Source organism: Zestosphaera sp., assembly GCA_038843015.1.
GTDB lineage: Archaea > Thermoproteota > Thermoprotei_A > Sulfolobales > NBVN01 > Zestomicrobium.
Genome location: JAWBSH010000001.1, coordinates 67,494 through 87,802, shown reverse-complemented (window position 1 = coordinate 87,802; position 20,309 = coordinate 67,494). Strand labels below are relative to the sequence as shown.

The 20,309-nt window shown below is 43.5% G+C and carries 35 protein-coding genes and 1 tRNA gene; 31 read left to right on the top strand and 5 right to left on the bottom strand.

Annotation, left to right across the window (positions count from 1 at the left end):
• Nucleotides 1-6: 6 nt before the first annotated feature.
• The gene (locus QXL29_00560; protein MEM2283092.1) at nt 7-1,155 is read right to left on the bottom strand and encodes an alanine--glyoxylate aminotransferase family protein; all 1,149 of its coding nucleotides are present in this window, start codon (nt 1,153-1,155) and stop codon (nt 7-9) included.
• Nucleotides 1,156-1,415: 260 nt separating this feature from the next.
• Between QXL29_00560 and QXL29_00555 the strand changes: the two genes are divergently transcribed.
• From QXL29_00555 to QXL29_00540, 4 genes are all read left to right on the top strand, one after another.
• Entirely contained in the window at nt 1,416-1,595 is a 180-nt protein-coding gene (locus tag QXL29_00555; protein MEM2283091.1) for a chromatin protein Cren7, read from the top strand.
• Between the two features lie 83 nt (nt 1,596-1,678).
• On the top strand, nt 1,679-2,230 hold the full coding sequence (locus tag QXL29_00550; GenBank protein MEM2283090.1) for a metallophosphoesterase: 552 nt from the start codon (nt 1,679-1,681) through the stop codon (nt 2,228-2,230).
• A 56-nt stretch (nt 2,231-2,286) separates the two neighbouring features.
• On the top strand, nt 2,287-2,580 hold the full coding sequence (locus QXL29_00545; GenBank protein ID MEM2283089.1) for a hypothetical protein: 294 nt from the start codon (nt 2,287-2,289) through the stop codon (nt 2,578-2,580).
• 158 nt (nt 2,581-2,738) lie between these two features.
• Entirely contained in the window at nt 2,739-3,164 is a 426-nt protein-coding gene (locus QXL29_00540; protein MEM2283088.1) for a DUF123 domain-containing protein, read from the top strand.
• A gap of 44 nt (nt 3,165-3,208) precedes the next feature.
• Here the strand turns inward: QXL29_00540 and QXL29_00535 are convergent, their stop codons facing one another.
• From QXL29_00535 to QXL29_00525, 3 genes are all read right to left on the bottom strand, one after another.
• Nucleotides 3,209-3,520: a PqqD family protein gene (locus tag QXL29_00535; GenBank protein MEM2283087.1), complete on the bottom strand. Its 312-nt coding sequence runs from the start codon at nt 3,518-3,520 to the stop codon at nt 3,209-3,211.
• Nucleotide 3,521: 1 nt separating this feature from the next.
• Complete coding sequence (locus QXL29_00530) at nt 3,522-3,983, bottom strand: OB-fold nucleic acid binding domain-containing protein (GenBank protein ID MEM2283086.1); 462 nt, start codon at nt 3,981-3,983, stop codon at nt 3,522-3,524.
• A gap of 125 nt (nt 3,984-4,108) precedes the next feature.
• The gene (locus QXL29_00525; protein MEM2283085.1) at nt 4,109-4,336 is read right to left on the bottom strand and encodes a ferredoxin; all 228 of its coding nucleotides are present in this window, start codon (nt 4,334-4,336) and stop codon (nt 4,109-4,111) included.
• 132 nt (nt 4,337-4,468) lie between these two features.
• Between QXL29_00525 and QXL29_00520 the strand changes: the two genes are divergently transcribed.
• Nucleotides 4,469-4,569: transfer RNA gene (locus QXL29_00520), tRNA-Ile, on the top strand.
• Between the two features lie 103 nt (nt 4,570-4,672).
• On the top strand, nt 4,673-5,614 hold the full coding sequence (locus QXL29_00515) for a metallophosphoesterase family protein (GenBank protein ID MEM2283084.1): 942 nt from the start codon (nt 4,673-4,675) through the stop codon (nt 5,612-5,614).
• A gap of 161 nt (nt 5,615-5,775) precedes the next feature.
• Here QXL29_00515 and QXL29_00510 read toward each other — a convergent pair whose 3' ends face one another.
• Entirely contained in the window at nt 5,776-7,221 is a 1,446-nt protein-coding gene (locus QXL29_00510; GenBank protein ID MEM2283083.1) for an RtcB family protein, read from the bottom strand.
• 161 nt (nt 7,222-7,382) lie between these two features.
• Here QXL29_00510 and QXL29_00505 point away from each other — a divergent pair, with 161 nt between their 5' ends.
• The 25 genes from QXL29_00505 to QXL29_00385 all read left to right on the top strand — a co-directional run bounded on the left by QXL29_00505 (nt 7,383) and on the right by QXL29_00385 (nt 20,276).
• Nucleotides 7,383-7,862 carry a 50S ribosomal protein L22 gene (locus QXL29_00505; protein ID MEM2283082.1) on the top strand — a complete coding sequence of 160 codons (480 nt, stop codon included), beginning with the start codon at nt 7,383-7,385 and terminating at the stop codon, nt 7,860-7,862.
• 5 nt (nt 7,863-7,867) lie between these two features.
• A complete protein-coding gene (locus QXL29_00500) occupies nt 7,868-8,527 on the top strand; it encodes a 30S ribosomal protein S3 (GenBank protein MEM2283081.1) in 660 nt (219 codons plus the stop codon).
• Nucleotides 8,528-8,539: 12 nt separating this feature from the next.
• Entirely contained in the window at nt 8,540-8,764 is a 225-nt protein-coding gene (gene rpmC / locus QXL29_00495) for a 50S ribosomal protein L29 (GenBank protein ID MEM2283080.1), read from the top strand.
• A complete protein-coding gene (locus QXL29_00490) occupies nt 8,761-9,039 on the top strand; it encodes a ribonuclease P protein subunit (GenBank protein MEM2283079.1) in 279 nt (92 codons plus the stop codon). Before rpmC ends, QXL29_00490 begins: the two co-directional genes overlap by 4 nt.
• Nucleotides 9,040-9,041: 2 nt before the next feature.
• Nucleotides 9,042-9,398 (top strand): 30S ribosomal protein S17, encoded by a 357-nt coding sequence (locus tag QXL29_00485; protein ID MEM2283078.1) that lies wholly within the window; start codon nt 9,042-9,044, stop codon nt 9,396-9,398.
• Nucleotides 9,398-9,817, top strand: coding sequence for a 50S ribosomal protein L14 (locus QXL29_00480; GenBank protein ID MEM2283077.1), 420 nt, complete (start codon nt 9,398-9,400; stop codon nt 9,815-9,817). Before QXL29_00485 ends, QXL29_00480 begins: the two co-directional genes overlap by 1 nt.
• A gap of 1 nt (nt 9,818) precedes the next feature.
• Entirely contained in the window at nt 9,819-10,277 is a 459-nt protein-coding gene (gene rplX / locus QXL29_00475) for a 50S ribosomal protein L24 (GenBank protein MEM2283076.1), read from the top strand.
• Nucleotides 10,270-11,028 carry a 30S ribosomal protein S4e gene (locus QXL29_00470; protein MEM2283075.1) on the top strand — a complete coding sequence of 253 codons (759 nt, stop codon included), beginning with the start codon at nt 10,270-10,272 and terminating at the stop codon, nt 11,026-11,028. Before rplX ends, QXL29_00470 begins: the two co-directional genes overlap by 8 nt.
• Nucleotides 11,025-11,603, top strand: a complete 579-nt coding sequence (locus QXL29_00465; protein MEM2283074.1) for a 50S ribosomal protein L5 — start codon at nt 11,025-11,027, stop codon at nt 11,601-11,603. The genes QXL29_00470 and QXL29_00465 overlap by 4 nt, the downstream gene beginning before the upstream one ends.
• Before the next feature lies 1 nt (nt 11,604).
• Complete coding sequence (locus tag QXL29_00460; GenBank protein ID MEM2283073.1) at nt 11,605-11,769, top strand: 30S ribosomal protein S14; 165 nt, start codon at nt 11,605-11,607, stop codon at nt 11,767-11,769.
• Nucleotides 11,770-11,781: 12 nt separating this feature from the next.
• On the top strand, nt 11,782-12,183 hold the full coding sequence (locus tag QXL29_00455) for a 30S ribosomal protein S8 (GenBank protein MEM2283072.1): 402 nt from the start codon (nt 11,782-11,784) through the stop codon (nt 12,181-12,183).
• A gap of 12 nt (nt 12,184-12,195) precedes the next feature.
• Nucleotides 12,196-12,756: a 50S ribosomal protein L6 gene (locus tag QXL29_00450; protein MEM2283071.1), complete on the top strand. Its 561-nt coding sequence runs from the start codon at nt 12,196-12,198 to the stop codon at nt 12,754-12,756.
• Entirely contained in the window at nt 12,753-13,139 is a 387-nt protein-coding gene (locus QXL29_00445; protein MEM2283070.1) for a 50S ribosomal protein L32e, read from the top strand. Before QXL29_00450 ends, QXL29_00445 begins: the two co-directional genes overlap by 4 nt.
• On the top strand, nt 13,136-13,588 hold the full coding sequence (locus tag QXL29_00440) for a 50S ribosomal protein L19e (GenBank protein ID MEM2283069.1): 453 nt from the start codon (nt 13,136-13,138) through the stop codon (nt 13,586-13,588). The genes QXL29_00445 and QXL29_00440 overlap by 4 nt, the downstream gene beginning before the upstream one ends.
• A gap of 2 nt (nt 13,589-13,590) precedes the next feature.
• Nucleotides 13,591-14,199 carry a 50S ribosomal protein L18 gene (locus QXL29_00435; protein MEM2283068.1) on the top strand — a complete coding sequence of 203 codons (609 nt, stop codon included), beginning with the start codon at nt 13,591-13,593 and terminating at the stop codon, nt 14,197-14,199.
• Nucleotides 14,196-14,828, top strand: a complete 633-nt coding sequence (locus QXL29_00430) for a 30S ribosomal protein S5 (GenBank protein MEM2283067.1) — start codon at nt 14,196-14,198, stop codon at nt 14,826-14,828. Before QXL29_00435 ends, QXL29_00430 begins: the two co-directional genes overlap by 4 nt.
• Complete coding sequence (locus QXL29_00425) at nt 14,828-15,301, top strand: 50S ribosomal protein L30 (GenBank protein MEM2283066.1); 474 nt, start codon at nt 14,828-14,830, stop codon at nt 15,299-15,301. Before QXL29_00430 ends, QXL29_00425 begins: the two co-directional genes overlap by 1 nt.
• 14 nt (nt 15,302-15,315) lie before the next feature.
• The gene (locus tag QXL29_00420; protein MEM2283065.1) at nt 15,316-15,774 is read left to right on the top strand and encodes an uL15 family ribosomal protein; all 459 of its coding nucleotides are present in this window, start codon (nt 15,316-15,318) and stop codon (nt 15,772-15,774) included.
• A 331-nt stretch (nt 15,775-16,105) separates the two neighbouring features.
• Entirely contained in the window at nt 16,106-17,500 is a 1,395-nt protein-coding gene (secY, locus tag QXL29_00415; protein MEM2283064.1) for a preprotein translocase subunit SecY, read from the top strand.
• 1 nt (nt 17,501) lies between these two features.
• On the top strand, nt 17,502-18,122 hold the full coding sequence (locus QXL29_00410; GenBank protein MEM2283063.1) for an adenylate kinase: 621 nt from the start codon (nt 17,502-17,504) through the stop codon (nt 18,120-18,122).
• Nucleotides 18,123-18,124: 2 nt separating this feature from the next.
• Nucleotides 18,125-18,595 (top strand): hypothetical protein, encoded by a 471-nt coding sequence (locus QXL29_00405; GenBank protein ID MEM2283062.1) that lies wholly within the window; start codon nt 18,125-18,127, stop codon nt 18,593-18,595.
• A 72-nt stretch (nt 18,596-18,667) separates the two neighbouring features.
• Nucleotides 18,668-18,934 (top strand): 50S ribosomal protein L34e, encoded by a 267-nt coding sequence (locus tag QXL29_00400; GenBank protein ID MEM2283061.1) that lies wholly within the window; start codon nt 18,668-18,670, stop codon nt 18,932-18,934.
• A gap of 10 nt (nt 18,935-18,944) precedes the next feature.
• Nucleotides 18,945-19,502 carry an AAA family ATPase gene (locus QXL29_00395; GenBank protein MEM2283060.1) on the top strand — a complete coding sequence of 186 codons (558 nt, stop codon included), beginning with the start codon at nt 18,945-18,947 and terminating at the stop codon, nt 19,500-19,502.
• Between the two features lie 87 nt (nt 19,503-19,589).
• Entirely contained in the window at nt 19,590-19,919 is a 330-nt protein-coding gene (locus QXL29_00390; protein ID MEM2283059.1) for a 50S ribosomal protein L14e, read from the top strand.
• A 30-nt stretch (nt 19,920-19,949) separates the two neighbouring features.
• Nucleotides 19,950-20,276, top strand: a complete 327-nt coding sequence (locus QXL29_00385) for a tRNA pseudouridine synthase A (GenBank protein MEM2283058.1) — start codon at nt 19,950-19,952, stop codon at nt 20,274-20,276.
• Nucleotides 20,277-20,309 lie beyond the last annotated feature (33 nt).

The following is a 20,309-nucleotide window of genomic DNA, read 5'->3' as shown; positions in this document are numbered from 1 at the left end:
TGTGTCTCAGAAATTATATTTGCTGAGGACTTGCTGCGTTGCTTCGACACCGCTACCCAATTTAACAGGATAATTTAGCTTATGCAGACTTCTTTCTAGTGCGGCTATCGTTGATATGGCGTCGTTAGGGTTCACTACACCCATGTGTCCTATCCTGAAGATCTTGCCTGCCAATTCACTTAAGCCTCCAGCAATCACTATATTACGTTTAGCCATCTCATTACTTAGGTCCTGAAACTTTATCTTATCAGGTAGCCAGACTGCTGTGACAGTGTCTGACCTGAACTCTCTTTCCGCAACTATATTTAAGCCCATAGCTTCTAATCCTCCCCTAATAGCCTCAGCAATCACTTTATGTCTTAAATACCTATTCTCTAACCCCTCTGACAAGATCTTCTTTAGTGACTCGTTTAGTGCGTAAATCATGTTAACAGGCATTGTGGAGAAGTAGTTTCTCACACTCCTCATCATGGCTAGCCACTTACGCCCATCAAAAAAGAATAAATCTTTCTTCTTGCCTTCTATTAATTCTACTGCTCTCTTACTCAAACCTACTATAGCTAGGCCTGGCGGCACGGCAAGAGCCTTCTGAGAACCTGTGAAGACTACGTCGATCCCCCACTCTCTCATATTTATTTCCATACCGCCTAATGAGGCGACAGCGTCAACTATATAGACAGTATCAGAATCCTTTAACTCCTCACCTATCTCCCTAATATAATTAACTACTCCAGTTGAGGTCTCTACGTGCTGTACCGTGAGTACATCAGTCTTTTCCTTCTCTACTAGTTCTCGAATGCCGTCACCTCTAAACCCCCGTCCTAACTGTGACTTAATCTCTACTGATACTCCTCCCCTAGCTCTAGTTGCTTGAATAAAGTATTCGCCGAAGTACCCGCTAACTAAGTTAAGCACTCTACTTCCCGGTTCTACGAAGTTAGCTATAGAAAACTCCATAGCTAAAGTCCCGCTTCCAGGCATTATAATCACTTCACCATCCGTGTTTAATATCTTCTTAAGCATCTCAAGAGACTCTCTCAAGATGTCCTCGAACTCTACTGAGACGTGAGACCTAGTAACTCTAGCTAAGCTAAGCAAAACACTCTGTTCAGAGAACGTAGGTCCGGGAATCATCAAAAGAAACCTCTCATCCATTAGAGACACCATAATAAAATATGAGAGAGTATAAAAGAATGTTAGGGAATATGTCTTGAATTCTGATAGATAAATCTTTATTCAAGCATGTAAAAATAGACAATAGATATCAAGTTCTCGTGAGAGCATCATTTATAAGTTGCCTAAAGCAATGCTTTAAACATTCTAAAGCATTATATCAAAAATGTAGCTATGATATGATGAAGGTTTGAAGTTAAGCTTAAGTAGCGTTTAATCCATTAACTCATGAAGTGATAACCATGAGCAAGAAGCCCGTTAAGATTAAGGACTCAACTACAGGGAAGGAAGTAGAGTTAGTTCCTGAAAAGGTATGGACTCTAGCGCCTAAGGGTAGGAAAGGAGTCAAGATAGGACTCTTTAAGAGTCCAGAGACTGGAAAGTACTTCAGAGCTAAGGTTCCTGAAGACTACCCGGCTTAAAAGGCTATATACGCCGTAAATAACTCACAACTTATTATTTTTTAATTATAAGGCTTGAGAATTAATGTGTTGAGTGAGTAGCAGTGACGAAAGTATTAGTAGTTTCAGATATTCATGACAACTTGGAGACTCTCACAAAACTAAAGTCTTTAGTACTTAGAGAAAATTATGATTTAACAATATTTTTAGGAGACTTTACCTCACCTTTTACTTTAAGAGAACTGCTTAACTTTACACCTAAGTTGTTCGGAGTTTTCGGAAATAACGACGGTGATAAGACTTTGTTAAAGAGTCTTGCTCCACAGCTAGCAGACCAGCCTCTAGAAGAGGTTTTAGATGGTTGGAGAGTATTCATAATGCACGGCTTTAAAGACCAGAAACTCACAGAGAAGATCGTTTATTCTCTCTGCACCTCAGGTTTCTACGATATAATACTCTATGGGCACACTCACGTGCCTAGAACAGACACTATAGGTAAGTGCCTCATAGTCAATCCCGGCACGCTATCAGGCTATTTAGCCCAGTTTAAGAGCTACGCAGAATTAATCACGTCAGACTTTGAAGCAACAGCTAGAGTCATCGAGCTAGAATCTGGCAAGTGCGTTGCTGAAGCAACAATACGTAAGCAAGTCTAAGACCCCGCAACTTTTAAAACATGCTCACACCCTAAAGAACATCTTTGGTGTACAGCATGAACGAATCTAAAGAAAGACTAAAGAAAATATTAGAGGTGATGGTCGGCAGGGTAGTAACTCCAGGCGATGTAGTAGCGTTGTCTGGACTACCCAGATACGAAGTTCTAGCTGCTTTCCACGTACTTGAAGCTCTCAACATGATTGAAGTAATAAACGAGAAAGGCAACTATAAAGTATATAAGATGACCGACCTAGGCCTTAAACTTCTTAAAGCATTAAACGAGGTCAACAAAGCATTTATAGAAATAACAATTCCTCAAACGCAAGAGACGCAACAAGTCACTACCTAAATAACCAAGCTAATAACGAACTAAACCCTAGTTTTTAATTAGTTAAATCTATGAAGTGTTCTTAATGTAGTAACATATAGTGAGAGGTTGCTGAGGAGATGCCGGTAGGAGTTCACGAATCCCTATTTAGTAGGGAGTCATCACAAATTTTTTCGTATGTGCTTATCGTACGGTGTGGTGACGTGGCAGTAGAACTTACCCGTAATAGAGTATTTTTGAGTAAAGGTTATTACGTTTATGTTGGCTCTGCTAATATTAAGCGTCCTTACTTAAGAGTCTTAAGACATTTAATTAAGGGAAGTAAGAAACTTAAGTGGCATGTAGATTATTTGACTGAAGCATGTGAGCCTGTTAGTGCCTTACTATGTAGTGGTGTTCACGAGAAAACCCTCTACGAGGTCCTCATGAATTCAGACCGCATGACACCAAGCATTAAAGGTTTTGGCTGCAGTGACTACAGGAGAGTTCATGAAACCCACTTATTTAAGTTTGATGTTAGTGTAGAATCTCTGCATGAGATTATAAAATACCTTACTTCAATACTTAAAATGTACTGCGATAAAATCGAGGTATTCTTAAGCTAAAAACACACACGAGAAAAGAAGTCTTTGCATGGTTAAGAAGGAAGCTACTCCTCACTAAACTTGATTAGCTCGGCTTCGTGGAGCTGTCCTAAAATTAGTGTCAGAATATCTCTTAACTCGTTTTCACTTATCTCCTGAGATGATTCTTTTAAGTCTTCCATGACGTGCCCGACTAACTGCTCTACGTTCCTACTCCCGTCACATAATTGCCACACGTAGAACGCACTTAGCGAGAGAGAATATATTTTCTCCTCACTGACTCCCACTAAATAGTTGTCTCCTTCAACCCCTAGCTCAACTCCTTGTCTCACAGGCCTTTTGTTTTTGATGTCCTCATAAGTGAATGGACTACTCAATCTACTCCTCCTCGCCAAAGTCGCTGGACCTTTCTCTCCTGAAAGGTCTTCTAGGCCTCTGGAACCTTCTTCTTTGACCTCCTCTACGTTCTGGTCTGTAACTCTCTGGTGCCTGCGGGTATTTCTCAGGTATTTCCTCGGGCTCTGGCAGAGCTTCCTCAGAACCTATCTTTATGTTTTCTTCTCCTCCTACGTTGAGCTGGACTACTCCCTTAAATACTGTCGTCCAGGCGTTTCTGACTTCTATAGAATCTCCTTCTTTGAGTTTATTCGTTAATGCCTTGCCCCACATAGTTAGCTTGACTTTCCCGGTCTCGTCTCCTATTACCGCCTCAGTAATTGTTCTGAGTCCGGACCTAGTGCTTATGGTTCTCGAGGGTTCTACGCTGATTACGCGTGCTACGAGACTAACTCCGTTCATTTCGGGTTTTAAATCGCCTATTTTTACTTTTACTTCTCCCATTTTCTTCCTCTCCGATTTACGTTACGTATAACGCTAGTTATCAGAACTTATAAATTAGATTGTTTTAATCAAGCGATGAAAAATAGAGTTAGAGACCTGCACATGTTTAGCTGAAAAACCGCGTTTTAAGCTTTTTCAACGAATATGGCTCCTACGGGGCACGCAGTCTTAGCCTGCTCTACACAATCAGATAAGTCGTCAGGTACTGTGCCCTCAGTAACGTCGCTACCTCTATACTCTTTAACTATCTGGGATTTCCCGTCAGCCCCTGCCTCAAATACTTGAGGGCATAACGCGTAACATACGCCGTCAGCTATGCATAGATTCCAGTCAACTTTCACTTTTAGAGGCATACTAATTCACCACAATAAAGTAATTCCTCAAACCAAAATAAATATAACGCTGATATCCGACCTCTCTTCAACACCGTGAGGTCTGACATAGCAAAAATTTAAAAGCGGGAGAATAAGAATTAGTGGGAGGTAGGGCCCGTAGCTCAGCCAGGTAGAGCGCCCGGCATAGGTCGTTGAGACCTACGGGATTCATAACCGGGCGGTCCGGGGTTCAAATCCCCGCGGGCCCACCAACTCATCCTTGAAGGATTTCAACATCAAAGCAGTCGTGAGTTAACGTTAAAAACGCTGTTTGATGAATATTACTTAGACCAAGTATTAACAGGCGGTGATGGGGTGAGCGTGAATACTGTTTGGGATTACATCAAAGGCTCTCTCGACACTTTACTAAGCGATTACTCTAGAATAAGAGACTTCATTAGAAATTCATTGAGTAGCGTAATCCTTAGCGAGTTGAAGAAGTTTGAGGGACCTATAGTAACTAAAGAAAGCGGAAAGATTTTCTTCATAATAGGCGACATACACGGCGATTTAGAAACTCTAAGAAAGATCTTGACGAAGCTCAACGTCAACTTAGTGAAGGAAGGCTCGGTAGAACTAGTTTTCTTAGGAGATTACGTTGATAGAGGTTCACACCAGTTAGAATGCCTGCTAACAGCCCTACTACTTAAGAACGAATTCCCAGATAGCGTTACTCTTCTCAGAGGGAATCACGAACCTCCACCTCATCTAATACCACTACCGCATGACTTCCCCCAAACACTCAAGCTGACTTACGGTTACGTCAAAGGCACCGAAATATACCAGGATTTTATGGAGCTGTTTAATAACATGTCTTTAGTGCTGTACGTGAGAGACTCCTTCATAGCGTTACACGGCGGATTACCAACACTAAACTATAACTCTGAGGTCACGCTGAGAGAGTACTTCCTCGGAAATAACGCGGATGAGAGAACTAAATTAATTGAGGAAATACTATGGAATGACCCAGTAGATCTTAACATAGGAAGAAGCCCGTCCCCCAGAGGTGCCGGCTACTTATTCGGAACACTCGTTACTCAGTGGGTCTTGAGGAAGTTCAGAGTGAGGCTAATTGTCAGAGGTCATGAACCCTCCTATGAAGGCTTTAAACTAAACCATAAAAAGAGGGTAGTTACTCTCTTCAGCCGTGTGGGGGAGCCGTACTATAACAGATACGCTTCATATATGTCTCTAGACACAACTACATCTATGTGCTTCGAAGAGCCGGTACAATGCATTAATAGAATAGGGTATTGAGTCGCTATTTCCTGACAAACATGACTCGCACTACTCTAATTGCTAAGGTAGTAGCTGTTTGTTGGGAGAATCTCTGAAGCTCTCACCCATAGTGAGATAGCGATCTTTTTACTTTGTCTTAAAGAGTGAGAGTCTTCAGTTATCGTCAGTCTCGGGGCCTTCTACCCTTTAACTACCCCAAGGGGACGCATTCTAGCCACTAAGGCTGCTATGCCGACTTTATGAGAGACTAGGGCGACTCTGTCGACATCTTTGTATGCTTCTGGCATTTCCTCGACTACAGTCTCTTTAGAAGTTGCTTTGACGTAGATTCCTGAACTAAGTAGTTTACTTAGTACTGCGTCAGCTCTGCTTCTTCGCAACGCCTCGTTTCTAGAGAGCCACCTGCCTGCTCCGTGAGCTGCAGAGTAGAAAGTTCTCTTGCCTTCTGGAATACCCACCATTAAGTAGCTGGCTGTCCCCATTGACCCAGGTATTAGGACTGGCTGTCCTATGTTTCTGTAAACTTTAGGTATTTCGGGATGTCCCGGCGGGAAAGCCCTTGTAGCGCCCTTCCTATGCACTACTAACTTAACGTTCTTGCCTCTCACCTCATGCTCTTCTAACTTAGCTATGTTGTGTGCTACGTCATAGATAGCTCTTAAGTCAAGATTCTCAGGTTTTGTTCCAAACACTTTAGCTACGGATTCTCTAACCCAGTGAGTTATTATTTGTCTGTTAGTGAACGCGTAATTCGCTGCGGCCGCCATAGCTTTAAAGTAGTCTTGCCCTTCTCTCGAGTTGAAAGGTACTGAAGCTAGTTCTCTATCGGGAGGGGCGAATCCATACTTACGCATAGCTCTCTCCATAACACCTAAGTAATCACTCGCTACCTGATGACCTAACCCTCTAGAACCTGTGTGAACCATTATAGTTATTTGTCCTTCATGATCTATGCCCATAGCCTTAGCTAACTTCTCATCATAGATTTTGTCAACGACTTGGATCTCCAGGAAGTGATTACCCGCACCTAAAGTGCCTAGCTGGTCAGCACCTCTAGATTTAGCGGTATTGCTGACTTTGCTAGCGTCAGCGTATTCTATCCTGCCATAACTCTCTATAAATTCTCTGTCTTCCTCCCAGCCAAACCCCCTGCTAATAGCCCAGTCAACACCCTCGTTAAGGACTTTATCTAATTCGGTGAAGCTAAGTTTAAGCTTACCCGTACTACCAACACCCGAAGGGACATTCCTGAAGATTGTGTCCACGAGCTCTTTAATCTTGTCTCTCACGTCATTCAAGCTTAAATTAGTCCTCAGTAACCTGACACCACAGTTGATATCGTAACCTACTCCTCCTGGTGACACGTACCCGTCTTCAGACCTAACGCCAGCGACTCCCCCGATCGGGAATCCATATCCTTGATGGCCATCAGGCATAACGTACGAGGCTATCTCGATGCCGGGTAAGCAACCCACGTTTGCCGCCTGCTCTAACGTCAAGTCTTCACTCATCTTTGAAATCAGGAACTCGTCAGCAAATACTATCGCGGGCACCTTCATACAGTCTTTATAGGAAGACGGTATTTCCCACTCGTACTCGTTAACCCTCTTAAGAGGTACTTTCATGATTTCCCACCTACTATTATTAAGAAGTTTAGCCAGTTTTAAATAGCTACACACGTGCTTCTCAGTGAGAGCTAGATTTGCGGCGGTTAGATTCTTAATTTAGCTTTTTAAGGTTATTTATAGTTTAAAAAGTAGTCGCTAAGGATTTGGGGGGTAAGTGAGTGCCGGTCTGGAGATACTCTGTTAGGGTAGAGGATGAGGGTAAGGTAGCTAAGGCTGTGGTTAGAGATGTACCTATTTCTTTGAAAGAGAGTTACGAGATTCTCAAAGTCATAAGAGGTATGAGGCTGAAAGATGCTGAGAATTTCTTAGAGAAAGTTATTAAGAAGGAGACTCCAGTTCCTTACGTTAGGTATAAGTTAAGCATAGCTCATAAGAAGGGGCTTTCCACTATGTTTCCTAGGTGGAAATCACCTATAGGTAGGTATCCAGTCAAGGCTGCTAGAGAAATCCTTAAGCTTCTGAAGAACGTAGAAAATAATGCTGAGAACAAGAATTTAGATGTTGAGCGTCTCTACATACACCACATAGCAGTTCATAAAGGCAGGTATCTCAAGAGGTGGATGCCTAGAGCTTTTGCTAGAGCCACGCCTAAAATCAGGACTACTGCCAATATTGAAGTGATAGTGGCTGAGAGGTGAGGTGTGTGGTTGATATAAAAGAACACTTTATAGGCTTAAATCTCGTCAGGCTAAAGATAGACGAGTTTCTATCGAGGAATTTTGTTAGGGCTGGTTATTCCAGGGTTGAGTTGATAAAGACGCCGCTGGGTACTAGAGTAGTTCTGTATGCTGATAGACCATCGATGATTATAGGTAGAAAAGGACAGACGATAAAGCAACTTACAGAGGTCTTAGAGAAGTATTTCAAGATTGAGAATCCTCAGCTAGTAGTTACTCAGGTTGAGAATCCTGACCTAGATGCTAGGATAGTTGCTAGCAGGATCGCGTTAGCTATTGAGAAAGGATATCATTTTCGTAGAGCTGCTTTCGTAGCCTTAAGGAGGGTTTTGGCTGCTGGAGCTCAGGGAGTAGAGATAGTGATTAGCGGTAAGATAGTGAGCGAGAGAGCCAGGTATGAGAAGCTGAGAGCTGGAAAGGTCTACAAGACCGGGCAACACCTAGACAGACTCCTAGATAGGGCAGTCATGCACTTACTACTTAAGCCAGGCATTTACGGAATTGAAGTACTTATTGTGAAGCCTGGAGAGCCAGATGACGTTGTTAAGGCGGGTGCTGAGACCGCAGCACCTGAGACTAAAGAATCTCAGGTCACGTCAGAGTACGGAGGTAGTGAATCGTCGTAGGGGTGATGTGTAGTGAGTCTTTCTGCTAAAGAATTAAGAAGTAAGACTAGAGAAGAGCGAGACAAGCTGTTAGCCGAGCTGAGAACAGAGTTGATTAAGCTGAGGACTCAGGCTCAGGTGGGTACTCTAAAAGATACTGCTAGGATAAGAATCGTAAGAAAGAATATAGCCAGAATACTGACGATAAACCGTGAGGAAGAGCTCAAGAAGTTAGCAGGTGGGGAGGGTACTGGATGAAGAGGACTGCCAAGAACTTAATATATCACGAGTTAGTAGGGCTTGAAGTCTCTGTGAAGTCACACACTAGTTCTTCATTAGTAAACGTGAGGGGTCTTGTAGTCGGCGAGACTAAAAATATGTTGGAAGTGTTGAGTGGTGGTAGAGTGATTAAGATCCCTAAGGTAGGGGGCCTTTTTACTTTTAAGCTCGACGACGGAACTAATGTTATAGTGTATGGTGATGCTATAGTGGGTAGACCTGAAGACAGGATGAAGAGGATTGTGGGTGGTTGACGGTGAGTGAGTCTAGATCACGCGATATAGGAGTTAAGTTTGAGGGTCTTGAACCACCCACTAAAGCTTGTGACGATGTTGAGTGTCCGTGGCACGGGCATCTAAAGGTTAGGGGAGGACTTACCGTGGGTAAGGTAGTTAAGTTGAGAGCCAAGAAACTAGCAGTCGTTGAGAAGGAGTACTTAGTTTATGTGCGTAAGTATAAGAGGTATGAGAGACGCAGGTCAAGAATTCATGCTAGAGTGCCTCCATGTATTTCTTTGAGTCTCGGAGATAATGTCTTGATTGGGGAGACTAGGCCCTTAGCTAAATCTGTCAGCTGGGTTGTGTTGGGGGTTCTCAAGAAGGGTGAGCAGTAATGTCTGAGAAGAAGGGTGGAGCGGCTCTCAGCCGTTTCGGAAGAGTTGCTGGCGTAACTATAGGCACTAACCTTAAGGTAGCTGATAACAGCGGTGCTAAGGTAGTGATGGTGATAGGAATTCCGGGAGTTAAGAGCAGACTACGCAGACGTCCTTCAGCTACGGTAGGCGACTTAGTAGTTGTTGCCGTGAAGAAGGGTAGTACTGAGCTGATAGGTCAGGTTCTTCAAGCCGTGATTATAAGGCAGAGAAAGCCTTTTAGAAGAGATGACGGTAGGTGGCTTAGCTTCGAAGATAACGCCTGCGTGATAATAGCGCCTGACGGAACTCCTAAAGGAACAGAAGTCAGAGGCCCTATGGCTAGAGAAGCTGCGGAGAGGTGGCCTAGAATAGCTACTCTAGCTTCAATAATAGTGTGAGGTGGTATACGTGAGTCCTTCTATCAAGCCAGGCAAGCAAAGACTAAGCATGCGTGAAGCACCTCTTCATCTAAGACATAAGTATATGACTGCCCCACTCTCTAGAGAGCTTAGAGAGAAGCTAGGTATTAAGAGGATCTACGTGAGAGCCGGCGACACTGTTAAGATAGTGAGGGGAGATTGGAAAGGACATGAAGGGAAAGTTGTTGAGGTAGATTATGAGGAGATTGCGTTATATGTTGAGGGCGTGACTATAAAGAAAGCTGATGGAACTCCTGTTTACTATCCTATCCACCCGTCTAAGGTAGTTATAATTAAGTTAGACCTTAGCGATAAGAAGCGCATGAAGATAGTAGAGAGGAGGGGAGGTAAGGCTAAGGAAGTACATGAAGAGGAGGCTAGCAGCAGTAACGCTAATAAGGAGTCAGAAGCTATGAAAGGAGGTGATGTGAGTGGCTAGGAAAGGAGGTAGCAGACACGTAAAGAGTTTTGGAGCGCCTGCTTTCTGGCCTATACTAAGAAAAGCTTATAAGTGGACTGTGAAGACATCTCCAGGACCTCACCCGATTAATAGGTCAGTACCTTTATTGATTATCGTGAGAGACTTTATGGGATTAGCTGAGACTAGCGGTGAGGCTAGGAAGATCATAGCTGAGGGCAACATAAAAGTTGATGGCAGAATTCGGAAAGACTATAAATTCCCTGTTGGAATAATGGATGTAATCGAGGTAGTTAAGACAGGCGAGTATTTCAGAGTGTTGCCAGTACCTACGAAAGTTTTAGGTCTATTACCTATATCGGAAGACGAAGCCTCCTTCAAGTTGTGCAGGATTGAGAACAAGACCACGGTAAAAGGAGGACACATACAGCTGAACCTCCATGATGGAAGGAACGTCTTAGTGAGAGTTTCTGACCCTAGGAATCCTGCTGAAGACACTTACGAGACTTTAGGCACTGTTAAGTTATCTTTGAGAGATGGTAAGATAGAAGAGTATTATCCTATGAGAGAGGGAGCTGTAGCTATAATCGTTGGCGGCAAGAACATCGGTAGGGTCGCTAAGATACTTAAGATATACGAGGGTGTGAGGCACTACCGTAAGCAGGTTCAGCTAAGCGACTTTAAGGGTAGTGAGTTCTTCACAACCCTAGATAAAGTCTTCGTTTTAGGTTCTGAGAAACCCGTAATAAAGATTCCTGAGGGGGCCGTATGAGCGTCGCTCGCAAAGCTAGAGTAGAGGTAGGTGAGGAGGTCGTTAAGAAGATTCTAGAGAAGTGGGAGTCTAACCCTATGAGGAAGCCTAGACTAGCTAAAGTCACTGTTAACATTGGTGTTGGAGAGTCTGGTGAGAGGCTTAAGAAAGCTGCTAAGATTCTTGAGATGCTTACGGGTCAAAGACCTTCAGAGAGGAGAGCTAAGAAAACTATTAAGGAATTTAATGTTAGGAAGGGAGAGCCCATAGCTGTTGCCGTGACTTTGAGGGGCGAGAGAGCTGTGAGTTTCCTTAATAAGGTTCTTGACGCAGTAGGCAGGAGAGTTAAGAGTTCAAGCTTTGACGACTACGGTAATGTCTCGATAGGTATTAAAGAACATATAATGTTGCCCGGTGTCAAGTATGACCCGGAGTTGGGGATTTTCGGCATGGACGTGTGTATCACTCTAGAGAGACCCGGACTGAGAGTTATGAGGAGGAGAGTCAAGAAATCACGTGTTCCTTACAGACAGAGAGTTTCTCGAGATGAGGCAATAGTTTTCTTTATTAAGGAACTAAACACTAAGGTGATGTAGGGTGGGGAAGTTTAGACCTCCTAAGGTTAGGAAGTACGGTAGGGGCGTGCAGGTTTGCCAGCGTTGCGGGTCTCGCGACGCGGTGATACAGAAGTATAACCTGTACTTATGTAGACAGTGTTTTAGGGAGGTAGCTAGTGAGTTAGGCTTCAAGAAGTATATGTGAGGTGTTGTTTAGATGGTGATGATGGATACTTTAGCTAACGCTTTGGTGACCCTGAAGAACTGCGAGTTGAGGGGTAAGAGAGAAGCTGTTATAGTACCTGCTTCTAAGCTTATAGCCATGACTTTAAGGACTCTCCAGAGGTACGGGTACATAGGAGAGTTTGAGTACATAGATGACGGGAGATCAGGTAAGATTAAGGTCCAGTTGCTAGGTAGAATCAACGACGCTGGCGTGATAAAGCCTAGAACGCCCATAAAGTACGCAGAGTTGCGTAGCATGCCTGACTGGCTAAGAAAGATACTGCCATCCAGAGATATTGGTCTGTTAATACTCTCAACTCCTCAGGGCGTCATGTCTCATAAGGAAGCGTTAGAGAAGAGGATAGGGGGTATACTGCTGGCGTACGTTTACTAGGGGTGAGCACGAGTGGTTAGAGCTGTTGTGGTTAAAGACCATGTAGACGTTCCTGACGGCGTTACTGTAGTAGTTGATGGACGTAAAGTGGTTGTTAAGGGTCCTAAAGGAGAGATAACGAGAGACTTCAGTTTCGCTGAGAACGTAAGGATCAGTGTTGAGGATAAGAAAGTAGTGGTCTCTACTTTCTTCGCTAGGAGGAAGGACGTGGCTCAAGTATACGCTATCTCAGCACACATAAAGAACATGATTCTCGGAGTGACTAAGGGTTTCAGGTATTGGTTGAGGATAGTATACTCACACTTCCCCATAAGCGTTAAGGTCGAAAAAGATAAGGTGCTTATCGAGAACTTCATAGGTGAAAGAAGTCCTAGAGTAGCTAGAATAATCGGTGATGTAAAAGTCAAAGTTCAGAAAAGCGACATAATAGTTGAGGGTATTAACTTGGAAGAAGTTAGTCAGACTGCCGCTAATATAGAGCAAGCAACTAAAATTAGAGGGCTTGATAGGCGTGTGTTTGCTGATGGCATATACATATACAGGAAAGAGTTCATGGAAGGTGGTGAAATTTGAGCAGTACTAGTAGGAAGTTAAGGCTAATAAAGAGTAAGCGGAGGATTAGGTTCTTAAGACATCAGTGGTGGAAGTTCTGGAAATTCGTTAATGATTTGAAGTGGAGGAGACCTAAAGGAATAGATAATCCTATGCGGTTGAGACTTAAGGGGGTGCCTCCGAGGCCTTCGTCCGGGTTCGGCACTCCTAGAGAGATAAGAGGACTTCACCCATCAGGTCTGAGGCCGGTAGTAGTGCATAACGTTAAAGAGCTTGAGTCTTTAAATCCTTCAGAAGTGATAGTGTACGTAGGCAGGACGGTAGGCAAGCGTAAGAGAGCTGAAATAATCAATAAAGCAAGAGAGTTAGGTATCTTAGTAGCAAATGAGGGTGTGAAGCAATGAGTGATTTAAGTTTGCAGAAGAGGTTAGCAGCCGAGATTCTGAAGGTCGGTGTGTCTAGAGTCAGGATAGACCCTACGAGAATAGAAGACGTAGAGTCGGCGCTGACTAAAGAAGATATTAGGAAGTTGATAGAGAACGGCGTCATCTGGGCTGAGCAAGCCAAAGGGAATTCTAGGGGTAGGTGGAAGGAGCTACACGAAAAGAGGAAGAGGGGTCATAGGAGAGGGTATGGAAAGAGAAAAGGTAGTAGGAAGTCTAGAAGCGATACAGAAGAAATCTATGTCTATACTGCTAGGAAGCTCAGAAGGTACTTGAGGTGGTTAAGAGATGAGGAAGTAATTGATAGAAAAACATACAGAGTTTTATACTCTCGAGTTAAGGGAGGGATGTTTAGAAACCTCTCAGACCTTAAGAGGCACTTAACTGAGTTAGGTATAAAGGTGAGGTGAGGTTGGCTCGCGGACCGACATATAAGGTTCCTTACAGGAGGAGAAGAGAAGGTAAGACAAACTATTATAAGCGCTACAGGATGATAAAGTCAGGAAGATTAGTAAGAGCAGTCATAAGGAAAACCAACACACAAATAATAGTTCAGATAATGAAGTTTTCTGTAAACGGGGATGAGGTTATAGTAGGGGTGAGTAGCAAGTCTCTGCGTAAGTATGGATGGTTAGGAGACTTGAATAACACGCCAGCAGCTTACTTGACTGGATTGCTAGCTGGGGTTTTAGCTGTTAAGAAGAACGTGGATGAAGTAATCCCTGATATAGGACTTCATAAAGCGTCAAAAGGTGCTCGCGTGTTTGCTGCCATAAAGGGCCTGCTAGATGCTGGTGTTAAAGTCCCGGTATCTGAGGAAGTTGTGCCTTCTCAAGAAAGGATTGAAGGTCAGCACATAGCAGAGTATGCTAGAAAACTCTCTTTTGAGAACGAAGACTTGTTCAGGAGGTATTTTGGAGAATACATTAAGAGAGGTCTTGACCCCCGTAACCTACCTCAACACTTTAAAGAAGTACGTGAGAAGATACTAAAGGTCCTTTCTTCAGGTGAAGAGACATGAGCGAAGCTTTAAGTGAGTGGATCCCGAAGACTAAATTAGGTAAGATGGTTAAGGAAGGCAGGATATCGAGTATCAAAGAAATATTTGATCAGAACCTTACAATCAGAGAGCCTGAGATTGTTGATTATCTGCTACCTAACCTCAAGCACGAAGTTCTCGACGTAGCCATAGTTCAGAAACAGACTGACGCCGGCGAAGTAAGTAAGTTTAGGGTTGTCGTAGTTTTAGGTAATTTCGACGGGTACATAGGCTTAGGAGTTGGTAAAGCTAAACAGATAAGACAAGCGATAGATAAGGCTATTAGAGAAGCTAAGCTAAACATAACGCCTGTGAGGAGAGGTTGTGGGAGTTGGGTGTGTTCTTGTACAGACCCTCATAGCGTGCCGTTCAAGATAGAAGGTAAGAGTGGGTCTGTCAGGATAATGTTAGCTCCTGCGCCAAAGGGCACCGGACTCGTCGCGGGTGATGTAGCTAAGGTTATCTTAAGGTATGCAGGGATAAGGGACGTGTGGTCTTGGTCTAAGGGCGAGACAAGAACTACTATAAACTTTGCTTACGCGGCATTCGACGCTTTAAGAAAGACTTACAAGTTTGTAACCTCGTATGACTGGGTTAGGGGTAGTTCTTGATGAGCACGCTATACGTGATAATCAGGCTGAGAGGTCTTAGCGGAGTCTCTCCAGATGTTGCTGAGACTCTAAGGAAGCTTAGATTAACTAGGAAGTATACGGCCGTAATCTATCCTAAGAATCCTTCTATTGAAGGAATGTTAGCTGTAGTGAAGGATTGGGTTACTTGGGGAGAGATAGACGAGAAAACGCTTAAAGAATTGTTAGTGAGGCGTGGTAGGCTGGTAGGTAATAAGCCGATTACGGAAGAATTCATTAAAGAGAAATTTAGTATGAACATAGACAATTTCGTGAAAGCTTTAATTGAGGGTAAGCTACAGCTACATAAACTTGACGACTTCATAAAGCCCGTATTCAGGCTTCACCCCCCTAAGGGAGGCTTCAAGAAGAGCACTAGGAAGCCGTTAGGTAGTGACGGGGAGTTAGGGTATAGAGGCTCTGAAATAAATAAACTTCTGCTGAGAATGATGTAATTAGGTGATATTAAGTGGTGGTGAGGAAAGAAAAGAAGAGTAGAAAGATGAGGGGTAGCAGAACACACGGCTATGGCAGAGTAGGGCAACACAGGAAGGCTGGTAGCAGAGGAGGTAGGGGTGCTGCAGGCTTACACAAGCATAAGTGGACGTGGGTCGTCAAATATCATCCCGACTGGTTTGGCAAGCACGGATTCAAGAATCCTAACCCGACTATAGAGAAAGAAGAGATAAGAGCCATTAATCTCAGGGAACTCTCTGAAAAAGTAGAGGAATTGATTCGAGGAGGCATGCTCAAACTAGAAAACAACTTAGTAGTCGTTAACTTAGAAGAGCTAGGCTATAACAAACTTCTCGGTGAAGGAAACCTAACAAGGCCAATGAAGATAACAGCTCCAAGAGCTACTAAAGCGGCTATAGAGAAGGTTAAAAAAGCCGGTGGAGATGTAATAGTTGCTACGCCATCAAAGTAACGTGACTACGCCAGAGACAGTTTTTATTGCCTATCGTCGCTTCTGATATCACTACCCTCACTTAGTTACTGTTTCCCGTTCTAGGTTTTCGTAGTTCTTTCTAGGGCGTGTCATCACGGTTTTCCCGAGTCTCCATAGTCTGCCGCAGGTCTCGGAAACCCTAGATCACGGCATTCATAAGTTTTGCAAGCACTAGAAAAACATGCGAAAAAGAAACAGCTCTCTAACCTTTTAGTTTTCTTATTAGATCATCTAAAGTGCTTAAGAGACTTCCGTTCACAGATCATTTAAGCTTTATAACTTTCTGGTTTTTACTCATTAGGGGTAGATAGTGGGCGCGCTGTCTTGGTTAGCTAGGATTGGTGAGTACGTGCCTTCAACTCCCAAGCCTGCTAGGAAGCCTGAGCTAGGTAGGAGACTCTTATATACTTTTTTGGTTCTGCTAGCTTTCTACATAATGTCTTCAACTTACGCATTCCCACTGTCTGCGTACCCGCATCTCCAGGGTATACAGCTACCGACTTTAATAAACGTCATATTTGCGTCGCAAAGCGGTTCTCTAACACAGTTAGGTATAGGTCCTTTAGTGACGGCTGGTTTGATTATACAGATACTTGTCGGTGCTAAACTCATTGACTTAGACTTAACAGACCCTGAGGATAGGAAGCTGTTTACTCAGAGCCAGAAGGGCTTGGCACTCTTAATAGCTATTGTAGAGGGTCTTGGATTTGCTCTCTACTACAGACTGAACATGTTCTTGACTGCAGCTCTCTTTCTTCAGTTCTTGGCTGGCGCCTTAATATTGATGGTTCTTGACGAAGCTATGCAGAAGGGGTATGGCATAGGCTCTGGTGTTAGCTTGTTTATTCTAGCAGGGATCGCTAGAACTATATTGTGGTCTATATTTGCGCCTGTCATTATCTCAGGAACTAATCAGTATTACGGCATAATACCCTATATGATAAGTGTTCTTCAGGGAGGAGCTCTAGACATAAACAGGTTGGTATTCGGTATAATAGTGACTAGTTCCGGCAACCTTACAGCGCCGTCTTTATTGGGACTCATAGCGTTTTTCGTGTTGGTTATTGTTATAGTGTATCTGCAAGACATGAAAGTTAATATTCCGATAACCTCACACAGGATGCCCGGCGTTAAGTCTGGGATGCCACTACAGTTCCTTTACGTGAGTAACATACCTATACTGCTAGTCGGTATTCTCTTCTCAGACATGATACTCTTCTATAGACTTGCTTCATCTTATCTTGCCGGAATTCCGTGGTTAGTAGATGCCTTCAGTACCGCAGTGCATTATCTTAATCCACCGTCTACGATGCTTGAGATAATAGTTGATCCTGTTAGAGTCAGCATATACGCGGTTCTACTCGTGACTCTGGCAGTGCTATTTGGTCTTATGTGGGTAGAGGTAGCTGGTCTTAATCCTTCTGCTCAGGCAGAAAATCTGGCTAAGTCCGGCTTATTGATACCTGGGCACAGAAGCAATCCTAAAGCTTTTGAGGTCGTCTTATCGAAATACATATATCCTCTGGCTATCCTCAGCTCAATAATAGTTGCTTTAATAACTCTGGTTGCCGACATTTTCGGAGTTTACAGTTCTGGCATGGGGATTCTGCTAGCTGTAGGCATACTGCAGCAATTCTATGCTCAGATAACTTACGAGAGAGCTCTTGAGGCGTACCCACTACTTAAGAGATTGCTGGGTGAGTAGAGTGGCGGGTAAGTTAAGAGTAGTTGTCGTAGTTGGGGTAGCAGGAGTTGGCAAATCTACTGTGCTCTCGCATGCTAGGAGGGTTCTTGAAGATGAAGGGTACGCGGTTGAGACACTAAATTACGGAGACTTCATGCTAAAGTACGTGGTTGAGAAAGGTATATGTAGGAGCAGAGACGAAATACGGAGTCTCCCCTTAAGTGAGCAGAGGAGAGTTCAGTCTCTAGTAGCTAAGGAGATGAGGGAATATATAGACTCTCTACCTCTCAAGTATTCAGAGAGGGATGTTGTGGTTTTTGTAGACACCCATGCTGTCATTAAGACAGCTACTGGTTTTTGGCCTGGTCTACCAGAATACGTTATTAAAGAGTTGAGACCAGACACTATAGTCGTGGTTGAGGCGGACCCTCAATCAATAATACAGAGGCAGAGTAAAGACTCAAGCAGGTACAGGAAAGACTATAGTGATGTGGAGTTAGTTAAGGAGGTCATGAGTTTCATAAGAATGTTTTCCGTGGCTAGCGCCACGTTAGTAGGAGCGTCTGTGAATATTGTGAGGAATGAAGAAGGCAGAGCTGATGAGGCGGGCAGGTCCTTAGCTGAGCTAGTTAAGGGGTTGTGAGAATGATTACGTTGCTATACGTGATGAGTGTTTTGGTTGCAATGCTTCCTTGGTCTTACTTAGTCGGGTGGTTAGGGTTAAGTAGGTTCAAGATAATTGACATAGCTAGGGAGTTGAGGAACATCGAGAAAGAATACAGAACGCTAAACCCTCAGGAGAAGAAGGCTAAGATTCTAGAAGAGAGAGCTTCAAGACTTAGAAAGAAACTCAGCAACTTCTTTATAGTCAACTTACTCGCTTTATGGGGAGGTGTTTTCATCTCAATGCTTATTTCGGAATACATGTACGTGTTCTTCGTGGTAACGTATGGTGGGGGTAAGCCAATACCGTCACCTCTTAACTTGCCTATAGTCTCGAATCCTGGAGGTTCTTTAAACGAACTATTCGTGTTTTTAGCTACTCTCGTAGGCTACCAAACACTCCATAATAGGATTGCAGGCATAGACCTGCTCAGGAGTCAACCCAGTTCTTAGAAGGGTGGAGCTCCTGTCATACCTACAAAACTTTTTAACCAAAACGCAATAACGTATTTATGGTTGAGGCGTATGTCGGGCGCTTCAGTGAGGTCTAGGTCTCTCAGGAGGGTCTGGAGACGCACGCCAGGCGGTAGAACTGTAGTTCATTATAGGAGGTCTAAGTCTCACGTAGCTGTGTGCGGGATTTGCGGTAGTAGGTTAGGGGGAATTCCAGAATCTACTAACGTCTTAAAAAAGACTACTAAGTCTTCTAAGAGACCTGAGAGGCTTTTTGGTGGCGTGCTCTGTCCTTCTTGCTTATCGTTAGCGTTGAGACTGTCAGTAAGAAGTTCTTAGGGGAACTTTATTGAATAAGTGCTCATGTAAGTTAGTCGTAGCAGTTAGTGGGATGCCGGGAAGCGGGAAATCCACGCTAGCAAAGAAAATAGCTGAGTGGCTTGGTTTAAGAATGGTTTCAGCTGGTAGCTTGTTTAGGAGTTTAGCTACTCAGAAGGGACTAACGCTGAGTGAGTTGTCGAGAATTGCTGAAGAAGACCCCTCAATTGATAAGATGATTGACGAGATGTCTTTAAGTGAGGCTAGCAAAGGGTGTGTAGTTATTGACGCGCACATAGCCGGATGGATACTTAAAAACGTAGCTCACTTCAGAATATACCTTACAGCACCCGAGGACGTGAGAGCTAAGAGAATAGCTGAGAGAGACGGCAAGAGCTATGAAGATGCGTTAAGAGAGTTGAGAATGCGAGAAGAGTCTGAGAGAAGGAGATTCAAGACCTACTACGACATAGACATCAGAGACTTAAGAAGTTTTGATTTAGTGATAAACACAGCCAGCTTTAACGCTGAGGAAGTTTTCGAGATCTCTAAAAAAGCTATTGAACTGAAACTAAAGACTCTGTGTTGAACCCCACATCTAGAACGAGGGCTTTAATTATTAAACACTTAAAAAGGGTCTTCAGTAATTCTACTAGGCCCTATAAGGGTGATTGGCTTGGCAGCTATTGAGGTTGGTAGGATATGCGTGAAGTTACGTGGTAGGGAAGCTGGGAGGAAGTGTGTCATAGTTGATATAATTGATGAAAACTTCGTTTTAGTGACTGGTCCTAAGAGTGTTTCAGGTGTTAAGCGTAGAAAGGTTAACGTGAATCACATAGAACCTACGGACAAGAAAATAAATATTAGGAATGGAGCTACTGACGAAGAGGTTCTACAAGCATTAAAAGATAGTGACCTAGAACATTATGTGAGGGAACGAGTAAAAATAACTACTAAAGAATTACTATACGTAAAAAGTCAAGCAACTATAGCAAAACGAGCCTAACATGCTTCAGAAGTTTTATCACTGTATTTAGTGCTGGTTCTACACGATCTAGTTAATAACTTGTTTAATGTAATAGGGTTAGGGGGTTTAAGATTGCTTAAGGGGGTTGAGTTTGTTAAGAAGTTAGATGAGTTTGCAGGTATTAAGAGATCGTATATCTTGGTTAAAGAGTCTTCTACTAGCTACGAGTACGGTAAGTCTCCTGAGGAGAGGTCTTTAGTAGAGCTACTTAAATTTGGGGTGATAAACCTAGACAAGCCTCCAGGACCAACAAGCCATGAAGTCGTTGCTTGGATTAAGGAGATTCTTGGATTAAGTAAGGCGGGACATGGCGGCACCCTAGAGCCCCTGATCTAAGACTCTTGATGGGGGCGGGGATATCCGAAAGTT